Below are 25519 nucleotides of genomic sequence, written 5' to 3' on the forward strand. Positions count from 1 at the left end.
GGCTTCAGCCTCCGGAGAACGGGTTGCCGACGACCTCGCCGTCCGAATACCAGGTTACTCGGGCTTGCGCAGACGCTGGGGCGGCCTTGATCTGCGCCAGCTCCCAAGCCGTGTAGTCACCAGGGTCGGGAGAGGCTACGCCTTTTTGTGATTCGGCGAGCCCGACAGGGTCCTCGATTCCGTCGAGATTGAAGTGAATCTGCGTACTGCTCTTCGGAGCAAGAGAGTTCCTGACAGTCGTCATCCAACTCGAGTCCTGAGGCCAGTCGGTGTACATCTTGGCGCCGGTGCGGTCTGCGAAGTCGGCGAGCGAGAACGGGTTGTCCTCGGTTTCCGTAAGTCCCAGCGCAATGGACGTGGGGCAGCCGTTGGAATTGTGAACCAGGATCGGCGTGGTACCGGCCAGCACATAGTACGTGTGCAGTTGCTGGACGGTGAGGTTGTACATGTCCGCCGCGCCCGGGCGTGCCCGGACGGTGAGGATGCGGACGTGCCCGTTCGTGGCGGTGTTCAGGACGTGGTCGGTCTTGAGGTGGCCCGCCGGCACCCACGTGTGATCCGTGTCGTCCCAGAAGGGGTGATGGGACGTGGTGTGGATGATCGAGGAGTGGCCTGGTGCGGTCTGAACGGTGATGTCGACGAGGTCGTCGTCGTGGTGGACGAGTCTGGCCAGGACCTTACGAGAACCCTGGTGTCTGCCGGTGTGGGGATCGGCGGCTTCGACGCGGTCACCCGGTTTGATCTTGCCGATGGGTTTGGTCTTCCGGCCTGCCATCAGCACCGGTGTCCGCGGATCGAAGCTGCAGAAGGGAACACCCTCCAGCACAGCCTCTTCCTCCAGGCCCTCGAGGCCGCCGCCGGCCATACCCGCGGCCAGATCACCGAGAGACTGGCACAGGCTTATGGCCTCGCAAGGGTTGCTCGGGACGTGCTTGATGTCGTCCCAGTGGTGATAGAACTGCTGGAACCCCTGGCAGGAGCTGGTCCACAGAAGATCTTCACCGTTGCACCGCTCACGGAAATAGAGCTCGACGTTACGCAGCGGGGAGAGGTCCGCACGGTAGGTCCCGTACCGCGCCATCATCCTGACGGTCGGGATGGGATGGGCCCGGTTGAAGCTCTTCAAGAGCTTCATCGGAGGCAGTGAGCCCTCGTCACCGGGGGCGTCGTAGCTGGTCCCGTCGTAGTCGGACGACTCCGGGTCGTTGTGCGACTTGTAGGTCCCGTAGGTGCCGTTACTGCCGGAGCAGAAGTGCGGGTAGCAGGATTCGAGCCCGCTCGGGTCGGACGAGGCGACCGGGTTGTCAGCGGCGTAGGTGTAGCCGCCCAGCTGCTGGGGGCTGGTCGTTTCCAGTATCGGGTCGGCGCTGATGAATTGGCCGAGGGTGGGGTCGTACTTGCGGGCGCCGATGTCGGTGTAGCCGGTGCTGGTGTCCTGGGGTTTGCCGAGGTAGGAGCGGGTGGGGTCGGGCCAGGCTGTGGTGTTGGCGCTGGAGCGTTGCTGGCCGTAGGGGGTGTACTGCTGGCGGGCGACCTGCTGGGTGGTGGCGTCCATGGCCAGGGCCGCGGTGCCGTGCGGGTCGGTGAACAGGTACTTCAGTCCGCCGCCGGACAGGCTGGAGCGGACCGCGACGGGCTGTCCGGCGGCGCCGCCGTGGGTGTAGGTGCGCAGCGCCCCCAGCAGGACGTTGGGGGTGACGCCGGTGTTGACGACGATCTCGGTGTCGCCGGCGAAGAGGGTGGTCTGCGCCGGGTCACGGCGGATGAGCTGGTTGCCGTCGGCGTCGTACAGGTACTTGGTCGCGGTCGGGCTGGAGCCGGTCGTGTCGACCTCGGCCAGGTGACCCTCGTCGTCCCAGCTCAGGCTCTGACCCGGACCGGTGGTAGGCGTGCGCGTGTGCAGGTTGCCGTCGGCGTCGTAGACGAAGTTGGTGGGGTTGGTGCCGCCGGTGGTGGCGGTCAGGGTGTGGGGCTGGGCGCCGGTGGGGGTGCAGTTGGTGGTGCAGCCGTCGGTGTAGGTGGTGGTGCTGGTGGTGCCGGAGCTGCCGATGGCGTGGTCGACGCTCTGGTGGCGGTTGCCGATGGCGTCGTAGCTGAAGGACTGCCAGTAGGAACCGGGGCTGGTCGTGAGGGTGCTGCTGGTGGGCGGGTTGGCCGCGCAGTTGTCGTTGGCGGTCCAGGCGTCGGTCAGCCGGTCCAGGGTGTCGTAGCTGTAGCACTGCTGGTCGGTGACCGTGTTGCCGGTCTCCGACTGCTGGTCGGTGGTGGACGTCGGGTTACCCGAGGCGTCGTACGAGTACTTCGTGTCGTCCACCGTGGGTCCGGGCGCCTGGGTCCGCTCGACCAGACGGTCGGTCAGCCGACGGGTCTGGTCGTCGTAGCTGTACGTCGCCCACGCCGGGTTGGTCGAGGCACCGAAGGTGACCTTGGACGGCTCGGCGTAGTTGGTGTAGACGGTCGCGTCGACGTAAGTGTTGATGCTGCTGCTGGTCCTCGCCGGATTGCCCAGCGCGTCGCGGTCGTAGGTGATCGTCTCGTTGTTCAGGCCCTGCGTGCGCGGGTCGGCCTGGGTCTTCAGCAGCTGGTCGTTGGTCGAGTACGTGTAGGTCGTGGTGTACGTCGACGGCAGCGGCGCCTCGGAGGCCGGCAGGGTGATCTTCGTGCCGGTGGGCTTGCCGAGGGTGGTGTAGCCGGTGGTGGCGACCGTGTAGCCGCCGGTGGTGCCCTGGACGTAGCGGGTGGAGGAAGTCGGCAGGCCGATGCGCAGGGTGTCGTACGCCCAGGAGGCGAACTGGAAGTTGGACTTGGACTTGTCCGTGGCGGTGAGCTTGCGGCCCAGGAGGTCGTAGGTGTAGTCGAGTTCGACCTTCTTGGCGTCCGTGGCAGAGGTCAGGTTGCCCGCGTCGTCGTAGCCGTAGCTGCTCCCGCCCGCGTCCGGGTCGGTCTGGGACTTCTTGCGGCCGAGCAGGTCGTAGTCGAACGTCCACACCGACTTGTCCGGGCCCGTGACCTGATGCTGCTGACCCGCGGCGGTGTAGCCATAGGTGGTGGCCGAGGTGGTACCACCCGTGGTGGTGAAGCCGGAGGCGGCGGACCCGGACAGGCTCGGCGCGCTGGTGTACTGGTCCAGCTCGGTGGTCTGACCGCGGGCATTGACCACCTTGGAGGAGGCAACCCCGCCCTTCGGGGGCAGGACGGTGGTCCTGTCCCCGGTGTAGGCGGTGGTCGTGGCCCAGGTCTTGGCGCCGTCGTGCTCCTCGGTGACCAGGTCGGCCCGGCCCTGCCCGTCGTAGTCGGTGACGGTGGTGTCGGGGAGAGAGACCTGGGAGACCGAGATCAGAGCGTTGCCGGGGTTGCCGCCCACGGCGTAGGCGTTGTTGGTGGAGACCGTCCAGCCGTGCGAGTCATACTGGGTGTCCGAGACCTCGGTGCTGGAGTTCTCCCCCGTCGCCTGGACCTGGAGCGGCCGCAGCATGGCGTCGTACAGCGTCTCGCTGGTCTGGTAACTACCGCTGTCCAGCAGCGAGTTGGATGCGACGACCGACGGTGCCGACTGGGACAGGCTGTAGGTGTAGGTCATGTTCGCCGGCGCGCTGTTGGCCTTGACCTCGTTCGGCAGCCACACCGCCGTGAGGCGGCCGAGCGCGTCGTACGTCAGTGAGGTCAGCAGGCCGGCCGCGTCCGTCTTGGCGGTGGGCAGGGCCCGGGCCGGGTCCAGGGTGGCGGTGGTGAGCTGGCAGTCCTTGGACGAGACCGTGACCGTGGAGCAGTCCACCCCGGGCGTGACCTGGGTGATGGTCGTGTTGCTGGTGGGAAGCGCGCCGCTGGCGGGAGTGTAGGAGGTGAGGACGGTCTGGGCGAGGCTCTTGCCGTCCGGCGAGGTGGAGTTGGGGGTTCGGGTGGCCTTCGTGGCACGGCCGTAGGAGTCGTATCGGGTGGCGGTCTGGTCGACGAAGGCCGTGCCGGTCGCGCCACTGGCGGACGACGCCTTCTGGACCAGGGTGACGTCACCCAACTTGGGCAGGGCCGGGTTCTGCTGGCCGTCGCCGTCATAGGCGAAGCCGTTGGTGTCGTAGGAGGTGCGGGTGTCGGCGATCAGCGTGCCGCTGGGGGTGGCGCCGGCGCTGGAGCAGTCCTGGGCCGTGGTGATGGTCTCGGCCGGCAGCACCAGGGTGTCCGGACTCCCGGTGAGATAGCGGGTGTAGGTGCACTTGGCGACGTTGTCGCTGTCAGCGGTCTCGCCCCGGTCGTCGGCCTGAACGGCCATGCCCGTCGTGGACTTGCCCAGGGTCGTGTTGTAGAAGGTGTCGGCCTCTGTCTTGCGCCAGCCGTACGACACGGACTGACGGGTCAGGCTCTTGGCGGGGCGGACCATCTGTGCCGTCAGGTCCGGCAGGCCGCTGCGGTTGCGGCTGGCCGTGGGACCGATGACCGTGGGCACGCTCACAACAGCCTTGTCCAGGCTGCCCGTGGCGCTGGTGTAGGTGTCGGTCTCGAACGTCTGCCCCGCCAGCGCGTTGTCGTCGGCGACCGACGTGGCACCGTCCTGGCTGGTCAGGGCGGGCACCGAACGGGTCTTGCCGCCGGGCAGGGTGTCCCCGTTCATGCCCAGGAAGTAGTACGTCTTCGTCAGCGTCTTCTGGTCGTGGACCTGGGCGCCGTTCGTTTTGTGGAAGACGTTGGGGTCACCGGTGGTGACGTCCACCTCCGGGTAGCCCCGGAACTGCCCCCAGGTGCGGTTCTTGGCCTTGACGAGTTCGTTGTCGTCGTGGTGCCAGCCGGGGTTGCCCTTGTAGGCGTAGTCCGTCTCCAGCTCGGGCTGGGTGCCGTCCTGGTAGGAGTTGTGCTTGTCTTCGGTGACGACCGAGCTGACCTTGTACCTGTAGAACCAGTCCATCCATGGCGCCGGCTGACCCGTCGGCGTCCAGTACACCGGGAAGCACGAGAGCGTGTTGGTCGACGCGAACGTCTGGGCTGCCGCGTCCGTCGGGTCGTTCGGGTCGCTCGCCGGGGCGCTGGAACAGTCCGGGCGGTCGTAGGTGACGGTGGTCTCGGCGCCCGTCTCGCTGGTGACCGTCTGGATGCGGTCGTGGTACATCAGCGGCATCTGCGGGATCGTCCCGACCCGGTTGGGCAGTTGCAGCGGCGGGTCGAAACTCACCGTCGGCGTGGAGGTGCTGCCAGTGGCGCCGCCCAGGGTGTCCAGGCCGGTGTGCTGGACGGAGTCCAGCCACAGGGTGGGGGCGTGGTCGCCGCCGTCCGGGAAGGACTCGGTGAAGCTGTACTTGTCGACCTGCTTCGTCGCCCCGCCCACCTGGATCTGCGTGGTGATCGTGGTCAGCCGCTTGCGCGACCAGAAGCTCGGGCCGTGGTTGGTGCAATTGGTCGAGCCCGAGGTGCAGTTCAGGTCTACCGGCACGTCCGGCCAGTACGCGGCGTTGGCGGCGGTGAACTGGCTGTCGGCGCATGTGTTGCCGGACGGGGTGCCCGGGATGCAGCGTTCCGCGGTGTCGAAGAGGATCTGCGCCGGCGCGGTGCCCGAGTAGACCGTCGACGACGTCATGCCGTAGTCGATCCGGGACAGGGTGCCGCCGCGGATGTAGGAAACCGCGGTGTCCTTCACGTCCGCGCCGTAGTAGCCCGTTTCCGGCGAGTAGTACCAGGCCGTGGCGTTGCCATGGGTGTCGACCGCGTAGTCCAGGTTGAACCGGTACCCCAACGTGCACGAGGTGGACGCGAAGTCCGTGCTGTCCGGGCAGTCGGATACGCCACCGTGGGCGTGGTAGACCGGCTCGGTCCACACGGACTTCGTCTCGTCCTTGCCGCTGGACCAGCCCGGCAGCCGGTTGAGGCCGAAGAAGTACTGCACGCCCCCTTCGGTGACCTTGAAGTACTCGCCGTTCGCCGTGCCGTTCGTGGCGTTGGTCAAGTCCTCGATCTTGGTGGTGGCGCTGTCGTCAGCCGGGTGGAACGTCTTGGTCGAGTCGTCGTAGACGATGTCGGTGGACTTGCCGTTCAGCGACAGAGTGAGGATCTGGCCCGCCCAGCACTGGTCGCCGTCGTTCTTCGGCGCCCCGGACGAGGAGTCGTCTTTGCAGGACTTGTACGTGCGCTCTACGTAGTTCTCCGTCGAACTCCAGCCGTCGCCCAGCCACGAGGACTGGTTGTTGGTCCCCTCGGTGCGCGCGTCCTGGCTGGAGGAGCTGTAGGAGAGATCGACGTTCGGGACCGCGCCGCCGGTCGCCGGTGGCACCGAGATCGGGTAGCTGTACGTGAACGCGCCCGTGTTTCCCGAGGTCGACCAGGAGCCGCCCGGCGACAGGCTCGTCGCCGAGTAGTCACCGGCGGAGCCCGAGGTGCCCGAGGTCGCGGCCATGACGACCATCGCGCCGGACGACGCCGTCGCCGACCGGGCCGAGCCGACGGCACTGGAAGCGGCCACGGCCGCACCAGGTACGGAGACCTGCGCGGACAGCGGCGTTCCGGGAGCGGTGCGCACCGGAGCCTGGACCTGGCACTTGGCCAGCTTCGGCGTGGTCAGCGCGCAGGCGGGCAGCTGTACCAGGTGCAGGCGCGCGGCGAAGTCGCCGCCGAAGGCGTAGCGGAACGACGAGTCGTCGACCCGCAGTGCGACCTTTCCGCCACCCGGGCGGGTGCGCTGGAGAGTGAAGAGCAGACCGTGAACACCCGCCGCGTGCGCGGCCTTCTGGTCCAGCACGGTCACCCGCACGCGCTGGGCTTCGGTGACGGCGGTGGCCGCAGGCCGAGTACCGGCTCCGGCGGCGAGCAGGACGGGTGTGTGACCGGCCCGCACTTGAGTCGCCCTGGCGGTCAGCCGCGTGGAGGCAGCCGCGACGGGCAGCGTGACCTCGGCGCTGCCCGGCGCGGGGAGCTTCGCGTGCCCGGCCGGGTCGAAGTGCTTGAACCCCTTCCGCGCGGGGCCGCGCTTGGGCGTGGCGTGAGTGAAGGGGATCCGCTTGTCGTGCGGAGCCGCCGGCGCCGACACGTGTCGGTGTTCCGGAGAGGCCGCGACGGCCACACCGGCCGGCAGCAGACCCAGCACCAGGGTGCCTGTGCTGATCACCGCCGTGCGCCGAACCCGCCGGGCGACCCGGGTCGCCCGGCCGGATCTCCACCCCGTGGTCCACGCCATGTTCTACGTCCCCTCCTGGTCCAAGAGGGAGACACAAGTCGTCCACGCCCCCCGCAGGCGCTCACGCTAGGGCGTGGAGTCGACACAAGTCGCAAAGCATCTGCACATGAACAGCAAAGGAATCATCCGGACTCGAACGCAAGTCAGTGCAGATCCATCAATTGCAGTCTGTGAACTGATACTTGACGATCCATGGGCGATGGACGGACCCCCGGCAGCAGGACCCGGGCGGGGGCCGTCGGCCCCGCACCCGCTGTGGTTCAGTGCTTCTTCGCGATGAACAGCCGGCCCGTGGGGAACCGGTGCGGCAGGCACCGGACGTCCGAGAAGCCGGCCGACAGCAGCTTGTCGGTCCACTCCTGCTCGTTGAGCAACCGCCTACGCATGAACTGCTGGTGGTAGTACGTCACGATCGCGCTGAACCGGCGTTCCCTCGGGTCGGGCACGTACGGCACCGCCTCCGTGAGCGCCATCATGCCGCCCGGCCGCAACGCGTCCCGGCAATTGGCCAGGGTCCGGTCGGCGATGTCCTCCTCCTCGGGCATCATGTCGTGGAAGACGAACCCGGCGTGCACCACATCGGCGTCCTTCACCGGCGTCGGGTCGGAGGCCACCGACTGGATCGACCGCTCGTACACGGTGATCCGGTCGGCCACCCCCGCTCGCTCGGCCGCCAGCTGCGCCTCCCGGCACGCCTCGGCGTCCAGGTCGAGCGCCACGGCCGTGGTGTCCTGCAGGGTCAGCATGATCTCGATGAGCAGCCGGGCGGTGCCCGCACCGAGGTCGACCACGTGCGAGGGACGGGCGTCGAGGATGGTCCGCAGCGCCACGGGATAGAAGCCGAACGAACCCATCCACTGCGAACTCACAGCGACCTGCCGGCCGTCGCGGCTGTGCCGCTTGCCGGCGGCCACGTTGTCGGTGAGGAACTCGACCGCGTTCTCCACGAAGGGCCGGTTCGCGTTGAGCGCCCAGGACAGGTACCCGGACTCGTACAGGATCTGGTCGAAGTCCGACGCCACCTGGTACGTCCCGTCCGACTCGACCACCAGCGCCGCCGAGGTCAGAGCCTCCAGGTAGTTCGCCACGCTCTGCCTCGGCAGCCCGGTGGCCGACACCAGCCTGTCGACGTCGACCCGCTGGCCCTTGTCGATGTGCGGCAGCACCCCGATCCGGTCGCCGATCTCCAGCAGCGCGGCCGCTCCCGCCGCGTCCGCTGCCGTCTCACGGGCCGGGTTCTGGTTCGCTGTCATCCAGGGGTTCCTTTCAGTCTTTTCTCGATCACTGTCGGAATGTCTCGAACAGATCGACCAGCGACTTTCGGAGTTGCCGCCCGCAGGTCGGTCACGGATGCCGCGTCTCCCGGAGCATGCGGTTGACGACACGGCTGATCTCGGCCGCGTTGCGCGGCCAGTACATCTCGTTGTGGGCGCAGGCGACGTCGAAGCGCTGGACGTGACCGTCGACGTACGCGTGCCACAGCACGTCCATTTCCGCGTCCAGATGGCGTTTGTCGTGGGTCTCCGGATCGAGGAGCGCGTTGAAGAAGACGACATCGCCGCGGTACCGGGGCGAGGTGTAGCGCCGCATCTGCTCCAGGTGCTCGATGAAGATCTCCGAAGCGGTGCCGACCAGGAACTCGTACTCCTCCATTCCCTTGAGGTGGCCCATGTAGTTGACGAGGAACATCCGCACCATGTCCTCGTCGAGGAGTTCGAGGTCGGCGAAGTGGCTGGCGGGCGCCGAGTCCAGCAACGCGAGCAGGGCGACCTCCTCGCCGCGGCGCTGCAGCTCCGCTGCCATCGCGTGGGCCAGGGTGCCGCCGAAGGACCAGCCGAGCAGGTAGTACGGTCCGTTCGGCTGGACGTCCCGCACCTGCCGCACATAGTCCTCGACCATGTCCTCGATGGAGGTCGCCCGGGGCGTGACCCCGTCGAAGCCGCGCGCCTGGATGCCGTAGAGCGGCCAGGACGGGTCGATGTGCCGCCCGAAGCTCAGGTAGGGCCAGCTCAGGCCGCCACCGGGGTGCAGCCACCACAGTGGCGGCCTGTCCCCCTCGGTGCGGATCGGCAGGAGGGCGGCGAACGGGTCCTCGAAGGTGACCTCCGCGTCCGCGGACAGCCGCTCCGCCAGTTCGGCCACCGTGGGGTACTGGAACACCGTCCGGATCGGGACCTCCATGCCCAGCTTCTCGTGGATCTGCCAGACCAGACGGGTCAGCCGCAGGGAATGGCCGCCGCAGGCGAAGAAGTCGTCGTCGATCCCGATCCGGTCCAGGCCCAGCACCTCGGCGAACAACCCGGCCAGAGCCTCCTCGCGCGGTGTGCGCGGGGCGCGGTACTCACCGCCGGTCGGGTCGGGGTCGGGCAGTGCGGCGCGGTCCACCTTCCCGTTCTTGGTGAGCGGCAGCCGGTCGAGGAGCATGATCTCGCTCGGCACCATGAACGCCGGCAGTTCGCGGGTCAGTTCCTCGCGCAGCTGCGACGGCAGCCGGGACGCACGGCCGGAGACCGCGGGCGTGTTGACGAGCCGCCCGGACGGCGTCGGCGCGGGCCGGTACACGCCGTCGCAGACAGGGGCGTCGACGTCGGGCAGCAGCACCGCCTCGAAGTGCTCCGCCGACTCCGGCGACCAGGTGCAGTACACCGCGAGCCCCTGTGCGGTGCCCCAGGCCTCCAGCTCGGCCGGGTCGAGCGCGCCCCGGTCGTCGATCGGACCACCCCACTCGCCGGCCTCGCTGACCAGCCTGGCGTTCGGCACCCGGGTGAGGCGGACCCGGCCGTGCCGCGCGAGCGCGGTCGCCACGTCGGACAGCTGGTGGACGTCGCTTCCCCAGGCCGCCACCGGCAGGTCCGCGAGGTCCAGGGCCCGGTTCGGGCCCTTGTGCAGTACGACCTCGTAGCGGTGACGGGTCAGCTCGTTGTGGTGGCTGCCCTGCTTGAGACGGATGTCGGTGGCGACCACGTCCGGATGCGCGTCGGCCCACTGCGTGAAGTAGTCCGGATCGATGACCAGTTCCTTCTCGTCCACCAGCGCGCGGGACACCGCGGCCTGCACGGCGGCGGCCCGGTCGTCCGGGTGCCGCGAACGGTGGACCGCCGCGGTGAACGCCTTCTGGGTGCGGTGGTTGCGGATGTCACCGACGACGATCCGCCCGCCCGGGGCCAGCCTGGCCAGCGCGATGTCGAGCACCCTGGCGAGGTAGTCGGCGTCCGGGAAGTACGACACGATCGAGTTGAGGATCACCGTGTCGAAGTGCGCGAGGGGAAGGTCGCCCGCCTCGTCGGCGGGCCCGCAGCGCAGGGTCACCTTCTCCGACAGTCGCCGGTCGGCGCCGACCTGGGCCCGCAGCCGCTCGATGACGGGGGCGGAGAAGTCGACGCCCCAGTACTCCGTCACCTCCGGCGCGAGCGGTCCCAGCAGCAGGCCCGAACCGACACCGATCTCCAGCACCCGCCGCGGGCGCAGCGCGCGCACCCGCCCCACCATGGCATCCCGCCACTCCCGCATCTCGGGCAACGGGATGGCCTGACCGGTGTAGGAGCTGTTCCACCCGGTGAAGTCGTCGCCGACTCCGCCCAGGTCCACCTCGGTCTCGCCGTACACGGAGTCGTAGATCTCGCGCCACTCCCCGACCTGCTGGTCGGCCTCGTCGTCGGACGACCCCGACGCGTCGGGCACCACGTAGGCGACGAGATGCCGTTCACCGAGCCGGTCCTCGCGGCCGACCACGACCGCCTGTGCCACACCCTCGCGCCTGCGCAGCGCCGCCTCGACCTCACCCGGCTCCACCCGGAAACCCTGGATCTTGATCTGGTCGTCCACCCGGCCGACGTATTCCAGATGCCCGGCGGAACTCCAGCGCACCAGGTCACCCGTGCGGTACATGCGCGCCCCGGGCGACCCGAACGGGTCGGCGACGAACCGCCCCCCGCTCAGGCCCGGGCGGCCCGCGTACCCGCGAGCCACGCCGGCGCCCCCGATGTACAGCTCACCGACCACGCCGGGCGGCACGGGCTGGAGCCGCTCGTCCAGGACATGCAGCACGGTGCCCTGCATGGGGCCACCGATCGGCACCGGGTCGGCACAGTCGTCGACCGAGGTCATCCGGTACCTGGCGGCGAACGCCGTGGTCTCCGTCGGCCCGTACCCGTTCACCACGGTGAGGCCGGGGCAGGCACCGAGCACCTGGCGGACGGCGGAGGGCGGCATGACCTCACCGCCCGCCCACACCTCGGCCACGCCCGCGAAGCACTCCGGGTGCTGCTCGACCATCACGGCGAACAGGCCCGTGGTCAGGCACACGTCGGTCACTTCGCGCTCCACGATCACGGCGGCCAGCACCGCGGTGTCCAGCTGACCGGCGGCCGCCACCACAGCGGTGCCGCCGTTGAGCAGCGGCACCCACAGCTCGTAGGTGGCCGCGTCGAACGTGTGCGCCGAGTGGATCAGGACGCGACGGTACGTCCCGTCCGCCCAGCAGTCGTCGAGCGCGAGGTCGACCACGTTCCGGTGGGTCACCTCGACACCCTTGGGCTGGCCCGTGGAACCGGAGGTGTACATCACGTACGCGGTGCTGTGCTCCCCGACGCCGATTTCGGGTGCCGAGTCAGGGTGAGCAGTGAGGTCCTCGCCCGCGAGGGTGTCGTCCACTACGACGGCGGGGGTGAGGTCGGCGAGCATGAACTCGATGCGCTCGGGCGGATAGGTGGGGTCGACCGGCACGTAGGCGGCGCCCGTCTTCAGCACCCCGAGGATCGCCGCGACCAGCAGGGGCGAGCGTTCGAGCACGAGCGCCACCCGGGTGTGCGGGCGGGCGCCTCGTGCCCGGAGGTGGTGGGCGATGCGGTTGGACCAGCGGTCCAGTTCGGCGTAGGTCCAGCTGTGCGCGCCGTCCGCGGAGACCAGAGCGGTCGCGTCCGGGGACGCGGCGGCCGTGGCGGCGAACCGCTGGTGAACGGTGCCGGCCTCGAACCCGGCGTCCCGGCCCTGGCCGCCCCACCGGGTGAGCGTCCCGCGCTCGCCGTCGGCGAGGATGTCCACCGACCCGATGGGCGTGTCCGGGGCGGCCACCACCTGACGCAGGAAGTGCAGCCATCGGTCGAGCATCGTGGTGATCGTCCCGGCGTCGAACAGCTCGGTCGCGTACTCCGCGAACCCCTCGATCCGGGCCCGTGCGCCGTCGTCGTCCTGTTCGCCGAGGTTGATGGACAGGTCGAAGTGCGCGACACCCGGGCTGAACAGCTCCTCGGTCACGCTCAGGCCCGGCAGGGTGAACTCCGCTGCCGCGTTGTTCTGCAGTACCAGGAGCACCTGGAAGAGCGAGTGGTGCGCGGTCGAGCGCACCGGGTTCAGCACCTCGACCAGGTGCTCGAAGGGAATGTCCTGGTGGTCGTACGCGGCGAGGCTCATCTCCCGTACGCGGCCGATGAGTTCGGCGAACCCGGGGTCGCCGGAGGTGTCCGCGCGCAGCACCCAGGTGTTGACGAAGAAGCCGACCAGTCCGTTGAGTGCCTCGTCGGTACGGCCCGCGATCGGCGAACCGATCGGCACGTCCGTGCCCACACCCAGCCTGGTGAACAACGCCGCGAGCCCGGCTTGCAGCACCATCGACACAGTGGCGCCGGTCTCCCGAGCCACCCGCCGGATGCCCTCGGTCAGCTCCTCGTCGAGTTCGATCGGAACCAGGTCGCCCTCGAAGGACGCCACCGCGGGCCGTGACCGGTCGGCGGGCAGCTCGATGGCTTCCGGCAAGCCGGCCAGGTGGGTGGTCCAGTAGTCCAGTTGACGCCGGTACAGGCTGTCCGGGGTGTCGCTGTCCCCCAGCAGGTCCCTTTGCCACAGCGTGTAGTCCGCGTACTGCACCGGAAGCGGTTCCCACTCCGGCTGCCGGCCGTCACGTCGGGCCGCGTAGGCGGTGATGAGGTCCTTCGCCAACGGGCGGGCGGACCAGCCGTCGGACGCGATGTGGTGCGCGCCGATCAGGAACACCGACTCGCTCGCGCTGAGCCGGAACAACCACGCGCGGATCGGGATCTCGGCCGCCAGGTCGAACGGCAGACGTGCCGCCTCCCGCAGGACGTCGGGGAGTTCGGCCTCGGTGACCTCGCGTTCCTCCCAGGGCACCTGGATCGCGGTCGGCGGGAGGACCCGCTGGTAGGGCTGCCCGGCGTCCTCGCCGAAGACGGTGCGCAGAGACTCGTGCCGCACCACGACGTCACGCAGGGCCCCGCGCAGCGCGACCGCGTCGAGGTCACCGCGCATCCGCAGAGCGAGCGAGACGTTGTACGTCGCCGACGGCCCCTCGAACCGGTGGATGAACCACAGTCGCTGCTGCGCGAAGGAGACCGGAAGCCGCTCCGGCCTGACCTGGGGGACCAAGGGCGACCGACCGGTGCTCGCGGTCGTCAGATGAGCCGCCAGCTCGGCGACCGTGGGCGCCTGGAAGACGATCCGGATCGGGATCTCCACGCCGTGCTCGGCTCGGATACGACTGACCAGCTTGGTCGCCAGCAGCGAGTGCCCGCCGATGGAGAAGAAGTTGTCGTCCACCCCGACCCGGTCGAGTCCGAGCACCGCGGCGAACAGCGCGCACAGCGACTCCTCCTCCGGTGTCGACGGAGCCCGGCCGCTGCTGCCCGCCGAGTAGTCGGGTACGGGCAGCGCGCGCCGGTCCGGTTTGCCGTTGTCCGTCAGCGGCACACTGCCGATCGGCACGATCGCGGACGGCACCATGTACTCGGGCAGGGTCTCGCGGAGGTGGGCGCGCAGGGTGGGCAGCAGTGCGGTGATGCCGCTCGCGACCGCGGGGTTGTTGACCGGCGCCCGGTCCCCTTGCCCTGGCACGTACGACCCGGTCAGGATCCGGCCGGCCACCGGGCCGTCCCGGAAGGCGAGCACGTCCACCTGGTCGACCGCGGTCGCCGAGAGCGTCACGAGCGCTTCCCATCCGTGCCGCTCGGCCCACGTGCGGATCTCGGGTGGGTCCAGCGGCGGGACCGTCGGCGCGCCGGAGTCTTCCTGGCCCAACTCGCGTGCCGCCGCAGCCTCTTCGGTCAGGCGCGCGTTCGGGACGCCCGTGATGCGTACGACTGCCTCGTCGTGATCGGTGAGGCGGTCGAGGTCCCCGTCCCACACCAAGGAGGGCACGGCCGCCAAGGACAACACATCACCCGACTTGTGCAGCACAACCTCGTACCGGTGCCGGGTCAACTCGTTGTGGGCGCTGCCCTCCTTGACCCGGACATCGACGGCAGCTCCTCCGGCACGGTCGGCCCAGCGCAGGAACCACTCCGGGTCGACGACCAGTTCCTTCTCCAGCAGCACGGCCTGCTCCACGGCGCTGCGCTGCACGGCCGGTGTGGCATCCGGGTGCTTGGTCCGCTGGACGCCCGTCTGCAGGACCCGCAGCGATGCCGCCCGCCGGATGTCGCCGAGGACGATCCGGCCGCCCGGCGCAAGCAGTTCCCAGGCGCCGTTCAGGACCTGCTCCAGATACCGCTCGTTCGGGAAGTACTGCACGACCGAGTTCAGCACCACCGTGTCGAACCCATCACGCGGAAGGTCTGACAGATCGTCGGCCGCCTGGCACCGCAGCTCGACCCGATCCGCCAGACCCGCCTCCGCCACCTGCTGCCGCAGCCGCTCGATCACCCGCGCCGAGAAGTCCGTGGCCCAGTACTCCTCCACCCGCCCCGCGAGATGCGCGAGCAACAGCCCCGATCCGACACCGAGTTCAAGGACCCGCTTCGGCGACCAGCACAGGACACGGTCCACCGCCGCATCCCGCCAAGAGCGCATCTCCTCCAGCGGAATCGGCTCACCCGTGTACGAGCTGTTCCAGCCGACGAAGTCCTCGCCGAACTCGTGGTCGCCGGCGTCCAGATAGGCGTGGTCGTAGACCTCCTGCCACTCCCCGACCTGCTCGTCCGCCCCGCCCGCGCTGTCCACGGCTTCGGGGTCGGCGACGACGTAGGCGACCAGGCGCAGGTCTCCGGGCTGGTCCTCGCGGGCGGTGACGATGGCCTGGCGGACAGCCGGATGGCGGGCCAGGGTGTGCTCGATCTCGCCGGGCTCCACGCGGAATCCACGCAGCTTGACCTGGTTGTCCGCGCGGCCGAGAAAGCAGATGTTCCCGTCCGGGAAGAAACTGGCCCGGTCACCGGTCCGGTAGAGCCGGTCACCCTCCCGCTCACTGAACGGATCCCGGACGAAGCGCTCCGCCGTCAGATCCGGCCGGTTGACGTAGCCGACGCACAGGCAGTCCCCACCGATGTACAGATCACCCTCGACACCGACCGGACACGGCTCCATGTCCTCGTCGAGGACGTAATAGCGCGCATTGTCGATGGGACGGCCGTAAGGAATGCTGCGCCAGTCCGGATCGATCTCGCGCACGCGGAAGTAGTTCGACCACACCGTCGCCTCAGTGGCCCCGCCGAGGCTGATGATCTCCGCGTTCCGGAACACCTTGCGGATCTCGTCCGGCAGGGACAACGGCGTGTAGTCACCGGAGAGGAACACCAAGCGGAGGTCGTCGGTTCCCTCCCACTCGTCCTTCTGGGACAGCAGGGGCGGAAGCTGGTTGAGGGTGGTGGGCACGGAGTCCCAGAAGGTGATCGGCTCGGTGAGCAGCACGTCGAGCAGCAGTTCGGGATCGCGCTGCTCGGCCTCGTCGGCGACGTACAGACCGCCGCCGCAGCCCAGGAGACCGAAGATGTCGAAGACCGACAGGTCGAAGCCGAGCGAGGTGACGCACAGCGCCACGTCGTCGGGGCCGAAGTCGAAGGTGCGGTAACACCAGTTGAGCAGGTTGTGCACCGGGCGATGGGTCACCACCACGCCCTTGGGCTTGCCCGTGCTGCCGGAGGTGAAGACGACATACGCGGTGTTGTCCGGCCCGGCGACCGGCTCAGGATCGGGAAGCCCCGCCTGCGCCGCCTCGGCCCCGTCCACCTCGACGAGCTGGACGCCCTCAGGGAGAGCCAGGGGCTCGGTGTCCGAGGTGGACAACACGAGGTGCGCCCCGGTGTCGGCGAGCATGCCGGCGACGCGGTCGGCCGGCAGCGACGGTTCCAGGGGCAGGTAGGCCCCGCCGGCCTTGAGTACGCCGAACACCGCGGCGATCATGATCGGGCCGCGGCGGATGCCGATGCCGACCACGGTCTCGGGGCCGACCCCGCGTTCCTTGAGATCCCAGGCGATCCGGTTCGCCCGCTGGTTCAGCTCGCCGTAGGTCATGGTCCCGCCGGCCCAGCGGACCGCGATCGCGTCCGGCCGTAGTCTCGCCTGCTCCTCGAAGAGGAGATGGAGCGGGCCCGGGCAGGGGAAGTCGCGGGCCGTGTCGTTCCACTCGACGAGGATCTTGTGGCGCTCATCCGCGTCGAGCGGGCGGGCCGCGACGTCCGGCAGTGCCGCCTCAGTCCCGACGGCCGGCACGTCGACGGCGCCGACGGTGATCCCGGGGTCGGCGGCCACCTGCTCCACCACGCGCACGAACCGCGCCGCGATCTCCTCCACCGTCGAACGGTCGAAGAGGTCGGTGGCGTATTCGATCTCCCCCATCACCGAACCGTCGGACTCGTCCGGCGCCAGGTTGAAGAACAGGTCGAACTTGGCGGTGCCGGTCGGGATGGGCTCCATCGACACCGTCAGACCCGGCATGTCCAGTTCCGGCGGCACGTTGTTCTGCCACGCGAGCACCACCTGGAACAGCGGATGGTGCGCGGCCGACCGCTCCGGCCGCAGCAACTCGAGCAGTCTTTCGAACGGGACGTCCTGGTTCTCGTACGCCGCGAGCGCCTTCTGCCGGACCTGTCCCAGCACCCGCTCGAACGACGAGTCGGAGGACAGCCGGACCCGCAGCACCCAGGAGTTGACGAAGAACCCCACCAGATCGTTCAGTGCCTCGTCGGTGCGCCCCGCGATCGGCGAGCCGACCGTCACGTCGTCGCCGCTGCCCATCCGGTGCAGCACCACGGTCAGCGCGGCCTGGAACACCATCGACACCGTCGCACCGTGCGCGCGGGCCATCGCCTCGACCCGCGTCCGCGTCCCGGTCGAGAGGCCGATCTCCACCGATCCGCCCCGGTGGCTGGCCACCTCGGGCCGGGGCCGGTCCAGCGGCAGCGGCAGCGGCTTCGACACGCCGGCGAGTTCCTCGCGCCAGTACGCCGCCTGGACCGACAGGAGGCTTTCCGGGTCTGTCAGGTCCCCCAGTTCCTCCCGCTGCCACACCGCGTAGTCCGCGTACTGCACCGGCAGTTCCGTCCACTCCGGCGCACGACCGGCCACCCGCGCGCGGTACGCGACGGACACGTCCCGTGCCAGCGGCGCCAAGGAGGCACCGTCACCGGCGATGTGATGGATCACCAGCACCAGCAGGAACTCTTCGTCACCGCTCTGGACGAGGCTTCCGCGCAGCGGTACGTCGGCCGACAGGTCGAACCAGCCGCTCGTGACCGAGGAGATCACACCGGGCACCCGGTCAGGGGCCACCCGCCCCCAGTCCTTCCAGGGCAGCTCGACCTCGGCCGGGTCGAGGATGCGCTGGAACGGCTCGCCGTCCACTTCGCCGAAGACCGTGCGCAGGACCTCGTGGCGCGCCATCACGTCCTGGAACGCCGTACGTAACGCGGCCGCGTCCAGCGTTCCGTGGAACCGCAGGAGCAGCGGGATGTTGTACGTCGAGGACGGGCCTTCGAAGCGGTTGATGAACCAGATACGACGCTGCGCGTACGACAGGGGAATCATTTCCTCGTTCACCTTTCGATCACTCTGCGCACCTGCTTTCGAGAGGCCGGCAGCGCCTGCCCGCCCAGCGCGAGGAAACCGTCATCAGATCAACGGGGCACTCATCGCACCCACGTTAGGGCGGCTCGGGGAATTGGCCACCGAGGTGAAAGAAGTTGGTCAGAGATCGCACTTCGGAAGGCCGGACGTCCTGACCAGAGCTGTGCACCCGGTGACGGGGGGCTTCCGTGCCCCGTGGGAGTGAAATTCTCTGTCCCTCGGACGAAGCGCGCTGGTGCTGCCTCAGTTACCGCGTCTATTTCGTCGAGTGTGCTGTGCAGAACTGTCCCTAGGAAACCGGAGGCCGAGGTGCGCTCACTACCTTTCCGAAACCGTTGGGTCCCCCGGAGCGCCATGGCTCTGGCGGCGGCCCTCGGTCTGCTGTCCGCGACCGCGGCGCACGGAGCGGAGAACCGGCCGGCCGCCAAGCCCAGGACTCCGGTCCAGGCGTACGGCAAGCTCCGCGTCTGCGGCACGCACCTGTGCTCCGCATCGGGCAAGCCGGTCCAGCTGCGCGGTATGAGTTCGCACGGTACGCAGTGGTTCGCCCACTGTCTGAGCGGCCGCGCCCTGGACGTGCTGGCGCACGACTGGAAGGCGAGCGTCCTGCGTGTCGCGACGTACGCGCGCCAGGGCGGGTACGAGTCGGATCCCAAGAAGTTCACCGACCTGGTGGACCGGTTGATCGAGCGGGCGAGCGCCCGTGGCATGTACGTCATCGTCGACTGGCACATGCTCAACCCGGGAGATCCGTACCAGGACCTCGAGAACGCGAAGAAGTTCTTCAAGGACGTCGCGCAGCGGCACAAGAACGCGCCCAATGTGATCTACGAAGTCGCCAACGAGCCCCACAGTGTGAACTGGCCGACCATCAAGAGCTACGCGGAAAAGCTCATTCCGGTGATCCGCTCCCAGGACCCCGACAGCGTGATCCTCGTCCCGACGCCCGGCTGGTCCACGTTCAGCGCGTCCGAGGGTTCCGACGAGCGGACGGTCGTCAACGATCCCCTTGCCGCGAAGAACATCATGTACACCTTTCACTTCTACGCGCGAGTAGCGGCGGAGGGGTACATGGAAATCCTGGACCGTGCCTCGTCCAAGCTCCCGGTTTTCGTCACCGAGTGGGGAATCGCGTCGTGGTCGGGCTACGGCAGCGACCACGCCATGGCGCAGAAGTGGGTCGACCTGATGGCGAAGAAGAAGATCGGCTGGACGAACTGGAGCTACTCCGACCACGACCGGGAACACGCGGTCTTCAAGGACGGCACGTGTCGTGCCGGCGCCTTCTCCCGCTCCGACGCCCTCACGTCGAACGGCGCCTGGATCCGGAAACGGATCAGAGGCTGAGGTCGCCGTACCCGCCGGGAAGACCCGATGGACCCGGAAGACCCGGACGACGCCGAGAGGTCCTCAGAGCCCGGATCCGGGCTCTGAGGACCTCGTCGTGGTGCACGCTCCCCCGAGATGCTCGTTTCACGCTCCCCCGAGACTCTCCGCGGGCTCCATCAGCTTCCTCGGCGCGATGAGGGGTACCCGCGCCTTGGTCGCGGCACGCGGCTGGACGAGGACGCGGCCCACGATCACGGCGTAGAACAGGCCGGAGGCCAGCACCATGAAGAAGTCCGGCGGGTACAGGGTGACGGTTCGCCAGATCGCGCCGCACACCCACAGGAGAGCCGTACCGCCGTTCCAGCCCCAGACACCGATCCAGAACCGTCGGTTCGTGCTCCGGCCCGCGGCCGCCGAGCCGGTCGGCCGCCAGGACTGGCGCCTGCCGCGCACGATGTCCCAGATGGCGAACAGGTGCGCCCAGCCGTACAGCATGCGCACGGCCCATGCCTCGAGCCGGTAGCGGCACCGGTGCCACCACGGGAAGATCAGCACCGTGTAGATGACGCTGGGCAGGACCAGCACCGTGTTCACGGCCTTGAGCTTGTCGGGCATGGCCACCAGCAGCACGATCGGGATCAGCGGCGCCACGAAGGTGAAGAGTGCCGTGTGGAGGTAGTAGAAGAAGCCCGACACGTAGCAGAGCCGGGTGGTGAGCCGGAGCTTGGTGTCCCAGAACTTCTTGCTTCCCAGCAGGCTCATGGACCCGGCACACCAGCGGTACTGCTGGTGGTAGAACGCGCTCACGTTGTCCGGGCAGTTGCCGGTGGCGAGCGGGATCGGCACATAGCGCAGGGCCCAGCCGAGGCGACGCAGGTCGAAGCCCGTGTGCACGTCCTCCGAGTGCTCGATCAGGGTGGTGCCGCCGTTCGCCTCCAGCGCTGTCCGCCGGTACACGGCGCAGCTCCCCACACAGATGGCGCCGCCATGACGCTGACGGGACATCTGGACCGCCCGGTAGAACAGCTCCTGGACGGAACCCGCACCGCGCTCGATCCACGTCTGCCGGTCGAGCACGCGGAAGTACTGCGGTGACTGGACGATGCCGAGTTCCGGGTCCTGCTCCATGTAGGGCAGCAGCTCCTCCAGGAGGTCCGCCCGGGGAGCGAAGTCGGCGTCGAGGATGAGGATGTACTCCTCGTCGGAGATCCCCAGCCCGTAGTGCAGGTTGCCGGCCTTCTTGAACCAGCCCCGGTTGGGCCGGCTGCCGTAGACGAAGCCGAACCTCTCGGCCATGACGGCGAGTTCCGGGGTCGCGGAGTCGTCGAGCACGTACGGGGTGGCCTTGCCGGGGTAACGGTCGGCGAGCCGGCGCACATGCGTCCAGGTGTTCTCCAGGACGTCGACGGGCTCGCCGCACACGGGCAGGAAGACCGCGACCGTCGGGTATGCCTTCGGCCGCCAGTCCTGGACCAGTCGGCGGTGGGCCTTCAGATCGAAGTCGGCGGTGAAGGCGTTCACCCGCATCGAGGTGACGTAGTAGAGGACGGTGAAGCCCAGGCACGGCAGCAGGACGATCAGCCACGGCGAGGAGTGGAGCAGCCTGAACTGGCTGTAGACGAGACAGCTCATGCTGATGACGGAGGCGGTCGTGAGCACCCAGAGGTGACGCCTGACGTAGGAGTACTTCTCCTTGTCGTTCGGGGGTTCGGGGAGTACGGGGTTGCCGGTCTGCCCGGACCGGGGAGCTGTCTGCCGGGCGACCGTCGGCGGGGTCTCTGTCGCGATGACCTCATGTGAATCGAGGCTCATCCGATTGTCCTTGAAATCTTGGTCACCTCCATCCTGTAGCCAGCCCGGGCGCGAGCCTTGCGCTCGGATGGGCCGATTGCTGCACGGATCGCTCGAAGGGAGGATGCGGCGAAGCGACGCACCCGCCGAAGAGCCGGCAAGGCTGTCCGCTCGTGCGCGTCGGAGCGCTTCTCAGCAGGCCTTTTGCGTTCCCCCTCAGCAGTCGGGAGAGCGGGCGGTGACCGCCGGCGCCGGCTCGACGACGCCCGTCCGTGCGCCGGGACAGCACCGATCGGGCTACTCGCGGGCGGTCCGCCGCTGGGTCGCGCTGCGAACCTGGCCGGATGCTGCTACGCGGCCGGCGCCTCGGTGCGGGTTTCCGGGCCCCGGTTCCGAGCCTGGAGGAAGCCTTCTGGTCAGTCGGCCGTGAACAGCAGGACGGCGTTCTGGCCGCCGAAGCCGAACGAGCAGCTGAGGCCCGTGTTGCCGGCCACCGGGCGCGGTCGGCCGGCGACGACGTCCAGTTTGTGGTCGCCGTCCTGGCCCTCGAAGTTCGCCACCGGCGGCACCGTCCGACCGCGCAGGGCGAGGACGGTGTACGCCGCCTGGATCGCACCCGCCGCCCCCAGGGCGTGGCCGATCACGCCCTTGGCGGCCGTCACGGGGGGCATGTCCGCTCCGAAGACCCGGGTGAGAGCCGCGGCTTCGGCCGCGTCGTTCAGCGGTGTGGAGGTGCCGTGCGCCTGGACGAGACTCACGTCTCCCGGATCGCATGCCCCGTCCTCCAGCGCGGCACGGATGGCCCGTTCCGCTCCGCGCCCGTCCGGGTGCGGAGCCACCGGATGGTGTGCGTCCGCCCCGGCGCCGTAGCCGCGCAGCACGGCCTGGACCGGTGCCCCGCGGGCGCCGGCGTGGGAGAGGCGTTCCAGGACGAGGACGGCGGCACCTTCCCCGAGGACGAAGCCGTCCCGTGCCGCGTCGAACGGCCGGCTGGCCAGCTGCGGGTGTTCACGTCGCCGTGACAGCGCCCGCATCCGGGTGAAGCAGGTGGCCGTCATACGGGAGCGCGCGGACTCGCTGCCGCCGGCCAGCACGATGTCACATGTCCCGGACCGCAGCAGGTCCCGCGCGACCCCGATCGCGGTCGCGCCCGAGGCACAGGCGCTGGACGTGGTGAAGTTCGGCCCTCGGGCGCCCAGGTCGATCGCGACCTCGCCCGCGGCCATGCTCGGCACACTGCGCGGCAGCGCGAGCGGCGACACCCGCTCGGGCTGGTCCGCGCCGAGATGGCCGAACTCGGTGACGTACGTGCTGAGGCTGTTGGACCCGACGCCGAGCACCACTCCGACCCGCTCCGCCGGCCAGGTGCCGGTGTCCAGCGCGGCGTCGGCGACGGCCCGTCGTGCGGCAGCCAGGGCGAACTGGATGAACCGGTCCACGCGCCGGGCGAGCGACCGGCCGAGTTCGGCCGCGGCATCGAAGCCGGTCACCTGGCAGGAGAAGTCGACGGGCAGCCCGGCGAGTTCGGGGTCGGGGGCGGCCAGTGAGCGGCCCCGGCACAGGGCCGCCCAGTTCGCCTCCGCCGTGTGCCCCGCCGGAGTCACCAGGCCCAGCCCGGTGACTGCGATCTCAGGCCGCATGCTCGAACGCCCGGGCCGCGTCACCGAGCGTGGAGGCCGGGAACAGGTCCAGCTCGCCCTCGGCAAGGACGATGCCGAACTCCTGCTCCGCCGCCACGACCAGTTCCATCAACGACAGCGAGTCCATCCCGAGGCTCTCGAACGTCATCGTGGCGGTCAGCTGCTCCGGCGCCATCCCGACATCGAGGTGACCGGTCAGCAGGGCGACGAGCCGCTCGGGCAGCACCCGTTCCGCATCCGGTTCCGCTGCGTGTGTCATGCCGTGATCTCCCCTTCCGACGAATGACGTGATCTTCGCAGCAGTAACGGCTGTGGCATGGCGCGCCCTGGTCGCGGGGCCGGTCCCGGAGGTCACGCCCCGCACACCATCAGAGGTCCGGCGGGGTCACGAACTACGGGGTTGTGAAGGGGTATCGACGTATTCGGACGCAAGATCACCGTGGGGCGCCCGGGGCCTCCCGCGTGCGCTCGCTCGTTGGAGTGGACCCTTCGGGGCGCAATTGTCGTACGCAATCCTGCTAACGCACCATCCTGGGGAGTCCAGCGAAGGAGCAGCCGAACGTGACACGAACCGGAGCGGTGTTCACCACCCCGTGGACCCTGCGGATCAACCCGCACCTGGATCAGGCACGCGAGAGCGCGCTCGCGTGGATGCGGCACCGCGTCATGCCCGACTGGGCGTCCGGTCTGCTCGTGAGCGCGGGGAGCTGAGCGATGACGACGACAGACCTTCCCGCGTCCCTCGTTCCCGCCCCGCGCGCACCCGGTGGCCTGCCCGGCGTGGGCCACCTGCGGCAGTTGCTCGTCGACCCCACCCGATTTCTGACCCGTCTGCCGTCCTACGGCGATCTTGTGGAGATCCGGCTCGGTCCCCGCCCCACCTACGTGGTCTGCAGTCCCGAACTGGTCCGCGAGATCCTGGTGAGCCGCCACCGCGACTTCGACAAGGGCGGCCCCTTCTTCGACAACATCTCGGTGTTCTTCGGAGACGGCCTGGCGACCTGCCCCAACGCCAAGCACACCCGGCTGCGCCGGCTGACCCAGCCGGCCTTCCACCCGAGCAAGCTGCCGGGGTACGCGGAGCTGGCGGGCCGCGAGATCACGGCTGTCACCCGGGAGTGGCGCGAGGGACAGGTCCTGGACGTGCGTCGGCTGATGCAGGAACTCGCGATGCGGATCACCGTGTCGACGATGCTGGCGTCCTGGTTCGACGGCACCGGTGCGGACGCCGACACGGTCCGCCGCACGCTGGGTGACGTGGACGTCCTGGTCAGTGGCGCGTTCCTGCGCATGGTCGCGCCCGGCATCACGCGCCTGCCGCTGCCGGCCAACCGGCGCTACACACAGGCCCGCGACTCCTTGTACGCGCACATCGACGCCACGGTCGCCGCCTACCGCCGCGCCGGTACCGACCAGGGCGACCTGCTGTCCATGTTCCTGGCCGAGGACGGCGACGGAAACGCGCTGTCGGACACGGAAGTACGCGAGCAGGTGATGACCATGTTCATCGCCGGTATCAGTACGACCGCCGCCATGCTCGCCTGGACCTTGTACTACCTCTCGTTGGACGACGACCTCGACGCGGCCGTCGCGGCCGAGGTACAGAAGGTCTGCGGCGGCGGCCCCGCCCGGCACGAGCACCTTCCGCAGCTGCCGAACCTGATGGCCGTGGTGACCGAGGCCTTCCGGATCAGGCCCTCCGCCTGGCTGTTCAGCAGGACCTCCGTCACGGACACGTCCTTGGGCCGGTACCGCGTGCCGGACGGTGCCGACATCCTGATCAGCCCGTACATCATTCACCACCGGCCCGATCTCTTCCCCGAGCCGGACCGGTTCGACCCGGGGCGCTGGAGCGGTGACGGACGCAGCTGGGCCAAGGCCGAGCGGGCGATGGAGATGGTGCCCTTCGGAACCGGGTTCCGTAAGTGCGTCGGCCACGACTTCACCGTCATGAACGTCATGCTGTCCCTGGCGTCCGTCCTGGCCGACTGGAAGCTCACCCCCGCCACGTCCCGCCCGGTCACCCTCATCGGGCGCAGCATCATCGAACCCCGCAACCTCGATCTGCGGCTGCACCGCCGCCAGGTGCCCTAGCGGGGACCGCGCCGCTGTCCACCGCGGCTACTCGCGCAGCGCGCGGTGGACAGCCCCCTCGATGGCGTCGGCCAGGGCGTCGGCCTGCCGCGCGGTGAACCAGTCCGCGGCCATGACCAGGGTGATGTCGAGGCCCGCCGTGTCGTCCTGACTGCCGGTGAGAAAGACCGAGGGCAGGGGGCCGGGGGGAAGGGCGCACCCGTCGATGGGGCCGGACCTCAGGTCCGGGGGGAGCTGGAGCGGCGGGGTCTTCGTCATCAGGTTGCTGACCAGGAGACTGATCGGAGCGTGCGCCACTTCGTCCATCAGCTCGGCGGTCGCGGCGATGGCCTTCTGCACCGTGTTGTTCAGGACCGCTTCACGCAGTTGCTCCAGTACCCGGCGTCCGATGCCGGCCGGAGGGCAGTCGGGCCCCACCTCGACCACGGCGTGCGCGGCGGTGGCGGCCAGCACCATCTCGTGCGGGGACATGGGCGGCCTGAGCCGCCGCCGGAGATCCAGCGTGGACAAGCACGTCATGGGCACGGTCTCGTCCGGGCAGGGCGTCTGCGAGTGGACCGCGCGCAGTGCGATGCCGCAGGCCAGCGCGTGCAGACTCATGCGTGCCGCCTTGGCCGCACGCGTCAGTTGACCGACGGACTCGGCGGAGAGCCGTACCTGCCGCCTGTGGACGCCGGGCTGCGCTCCCGTGCCGCGGCCGGCCTTACCGACCAGTGCTACT

At 69.3% G+C, this 25519-nt stretch carries 10 protein-coding genes; 3 read left to right on the top strand and 7 right to left on the bottom strand.

The genetic code is table 11. The features are described 5' to 3' along the window. Positions 1-4: 4 nt before the first annotated feature. The 3 genes from BEK98_RS29990 to BEK98_RS30000 form a co-directional block, all read right to left on the bottom strand. Positions 5-7153 carry a polymorphic toxin-type HINT domain-containing protein gene (locus BEK98_RS29990; RefSeq protein WP_094219834.1) on the bottom strand — a complete coding sequence of 2383 codons (7149 nt, stop codon included), beginning with the start codon at positions 7151-7153 and terminating at the stop codon, positions 5-7. Positions 7154-7413: 260 nt separating this feature from the next. Then, the gene (locus BEK98_RS29995; RefSeq protein WP_094219835.1) at positions 7414-8406 is read right to left on the bottom strand and encodes a class I SAM-dependent methyltransferase; all 993 of its coding nucleotides are present in this window, start codon (positions 8404-8406) and stop codon (positions 7414-7416) included. A gap of 91 nt (positions 8407-8497) precedes the next feature. Continuing rightward, positions 8498-17905 (bottom strand): non-ribosomal peptide synthetase, encoded by a 9408-nt coding sequence (locus tag BEK98_RS30000; RefSeq protein ID WP_094219836.1) that lies wholly within the window; start codon positions 17903-17905, stop codon positions 8498-8500. A gap of 393 nt (positions 17906-18298) precedes the next feature. Here BEK98_RS30000 and BEK98_RS30005 point away from each other — a divergent pair, with 393 nt between their 5' ends. Further along, on the top strand, positions 18299-19291 hold the full coding sequence (locus BEK98_RS30005) for a glycoside hydrolase family 5 protein (RefSeq protein ID WP_094219837.1): 993 nt from the start codon (positions 18299-18301) through the stop codon (positions 19289-19291). A gap of 126 nt (positions 19292-19417) precedes the next feature. Here the strand turns inward: BEK98_RS30005 and BEK98_RS30010 are convergent, their stop codons facing one another. The 3 genes from BEK98_RS30010 to BEK98_RS30020 all read right to left on the bottom strand — a co-directional run bounded on the left by BEK98_RS30010 (position 19418) and on the right by BEK98_RS30020 (position 22963). Further along, positions 19418-21085: a glycosyltransferase family 2 protein gene (locus tag BEK98_RS30010; protein WP_094219838.1), complete on the bottom strand. Its 1668-nt coding sequence runs from the start codon at positions 21083-21085 to the stop codon at positions 19418-19420. Positions 21086-21480: 395 nt separating this feature from the next. After that, complete coding sequence (locus tag BEK98_RS30015; protein ID WP_094219839.1) at positions 21481-22704, bottom strand: beta-ketoacyl-[acyl-carrier-protein] synthase family protein; 1224 nt, start codon at positions 22702-22704, stop codon at positions 21481-21483. Beyond that, positions 22694-22963 carry an acyl carrier protein gene (locus BEK98_RS30020; protein WP_094219840.1) on the bottom strand — a complete coding sequence of 90 codons (270 nt, stop codon included), beginning with the start codon at positions 22961-22963 and terminating at the stop codon, positions 22694-22696. Before BEK98_RS30020 ends, BEK98_RS30015 begins: the two co-directional genes overlap by 11 nt. A gap of 302 nt (positions 22964-23265) precedes the next feature. Here BEK98_RS30020 and BEK98_RS49135 point away from each other — a divergent pair, with 302 nt between their 5' ends. Further along, positions 23266-23415: a hypothetical protein gene (locus BEK98_RS49135; RefSeq protein WP_167444291.1), complete on the top strand. Its 150-nt coding sequence runs from the start codon at positions 23266-23268 to the stop codon at positions 23413-23415. A gap of 3 nt (positions 23416-23418) precedes the next feature. Next, positions 23419-24798: a cytochrome P450 gene (locus BEK98_RS30025; protein ID WP_094219841.1), complete on the top strand. Its 1380-nt coding sequence runs from the start codon at positions 23419-23421 to the stop codon at positions 24796-24798. Between the two features lie 27 nt (positions 24799-24825). On the opposite strand, the gene BEK98_RS30030 is transcribed toward BEK98_RS30025, so the two are convergent. Continuing rightward, the coding region (locus BEK98_RS30030; protein ID WP_425276634.1) for a phthiocerol/phthiodiolone dimycocerosyl transferase family protein at positions 24826-25519 on the bottom strand (694 nt) is incomplete at its 5' end.

This window comes from Streptomyces diastatochromogenes, from assembly GCF_002242805.1.
Classification (GTDB): domain Bacteria; phylum Actinomycetota; class Actinomycetes; order Streptomycetales; family Streptomycetaceae; genus Streptomyces; species Streptomyces diastatochromogenes.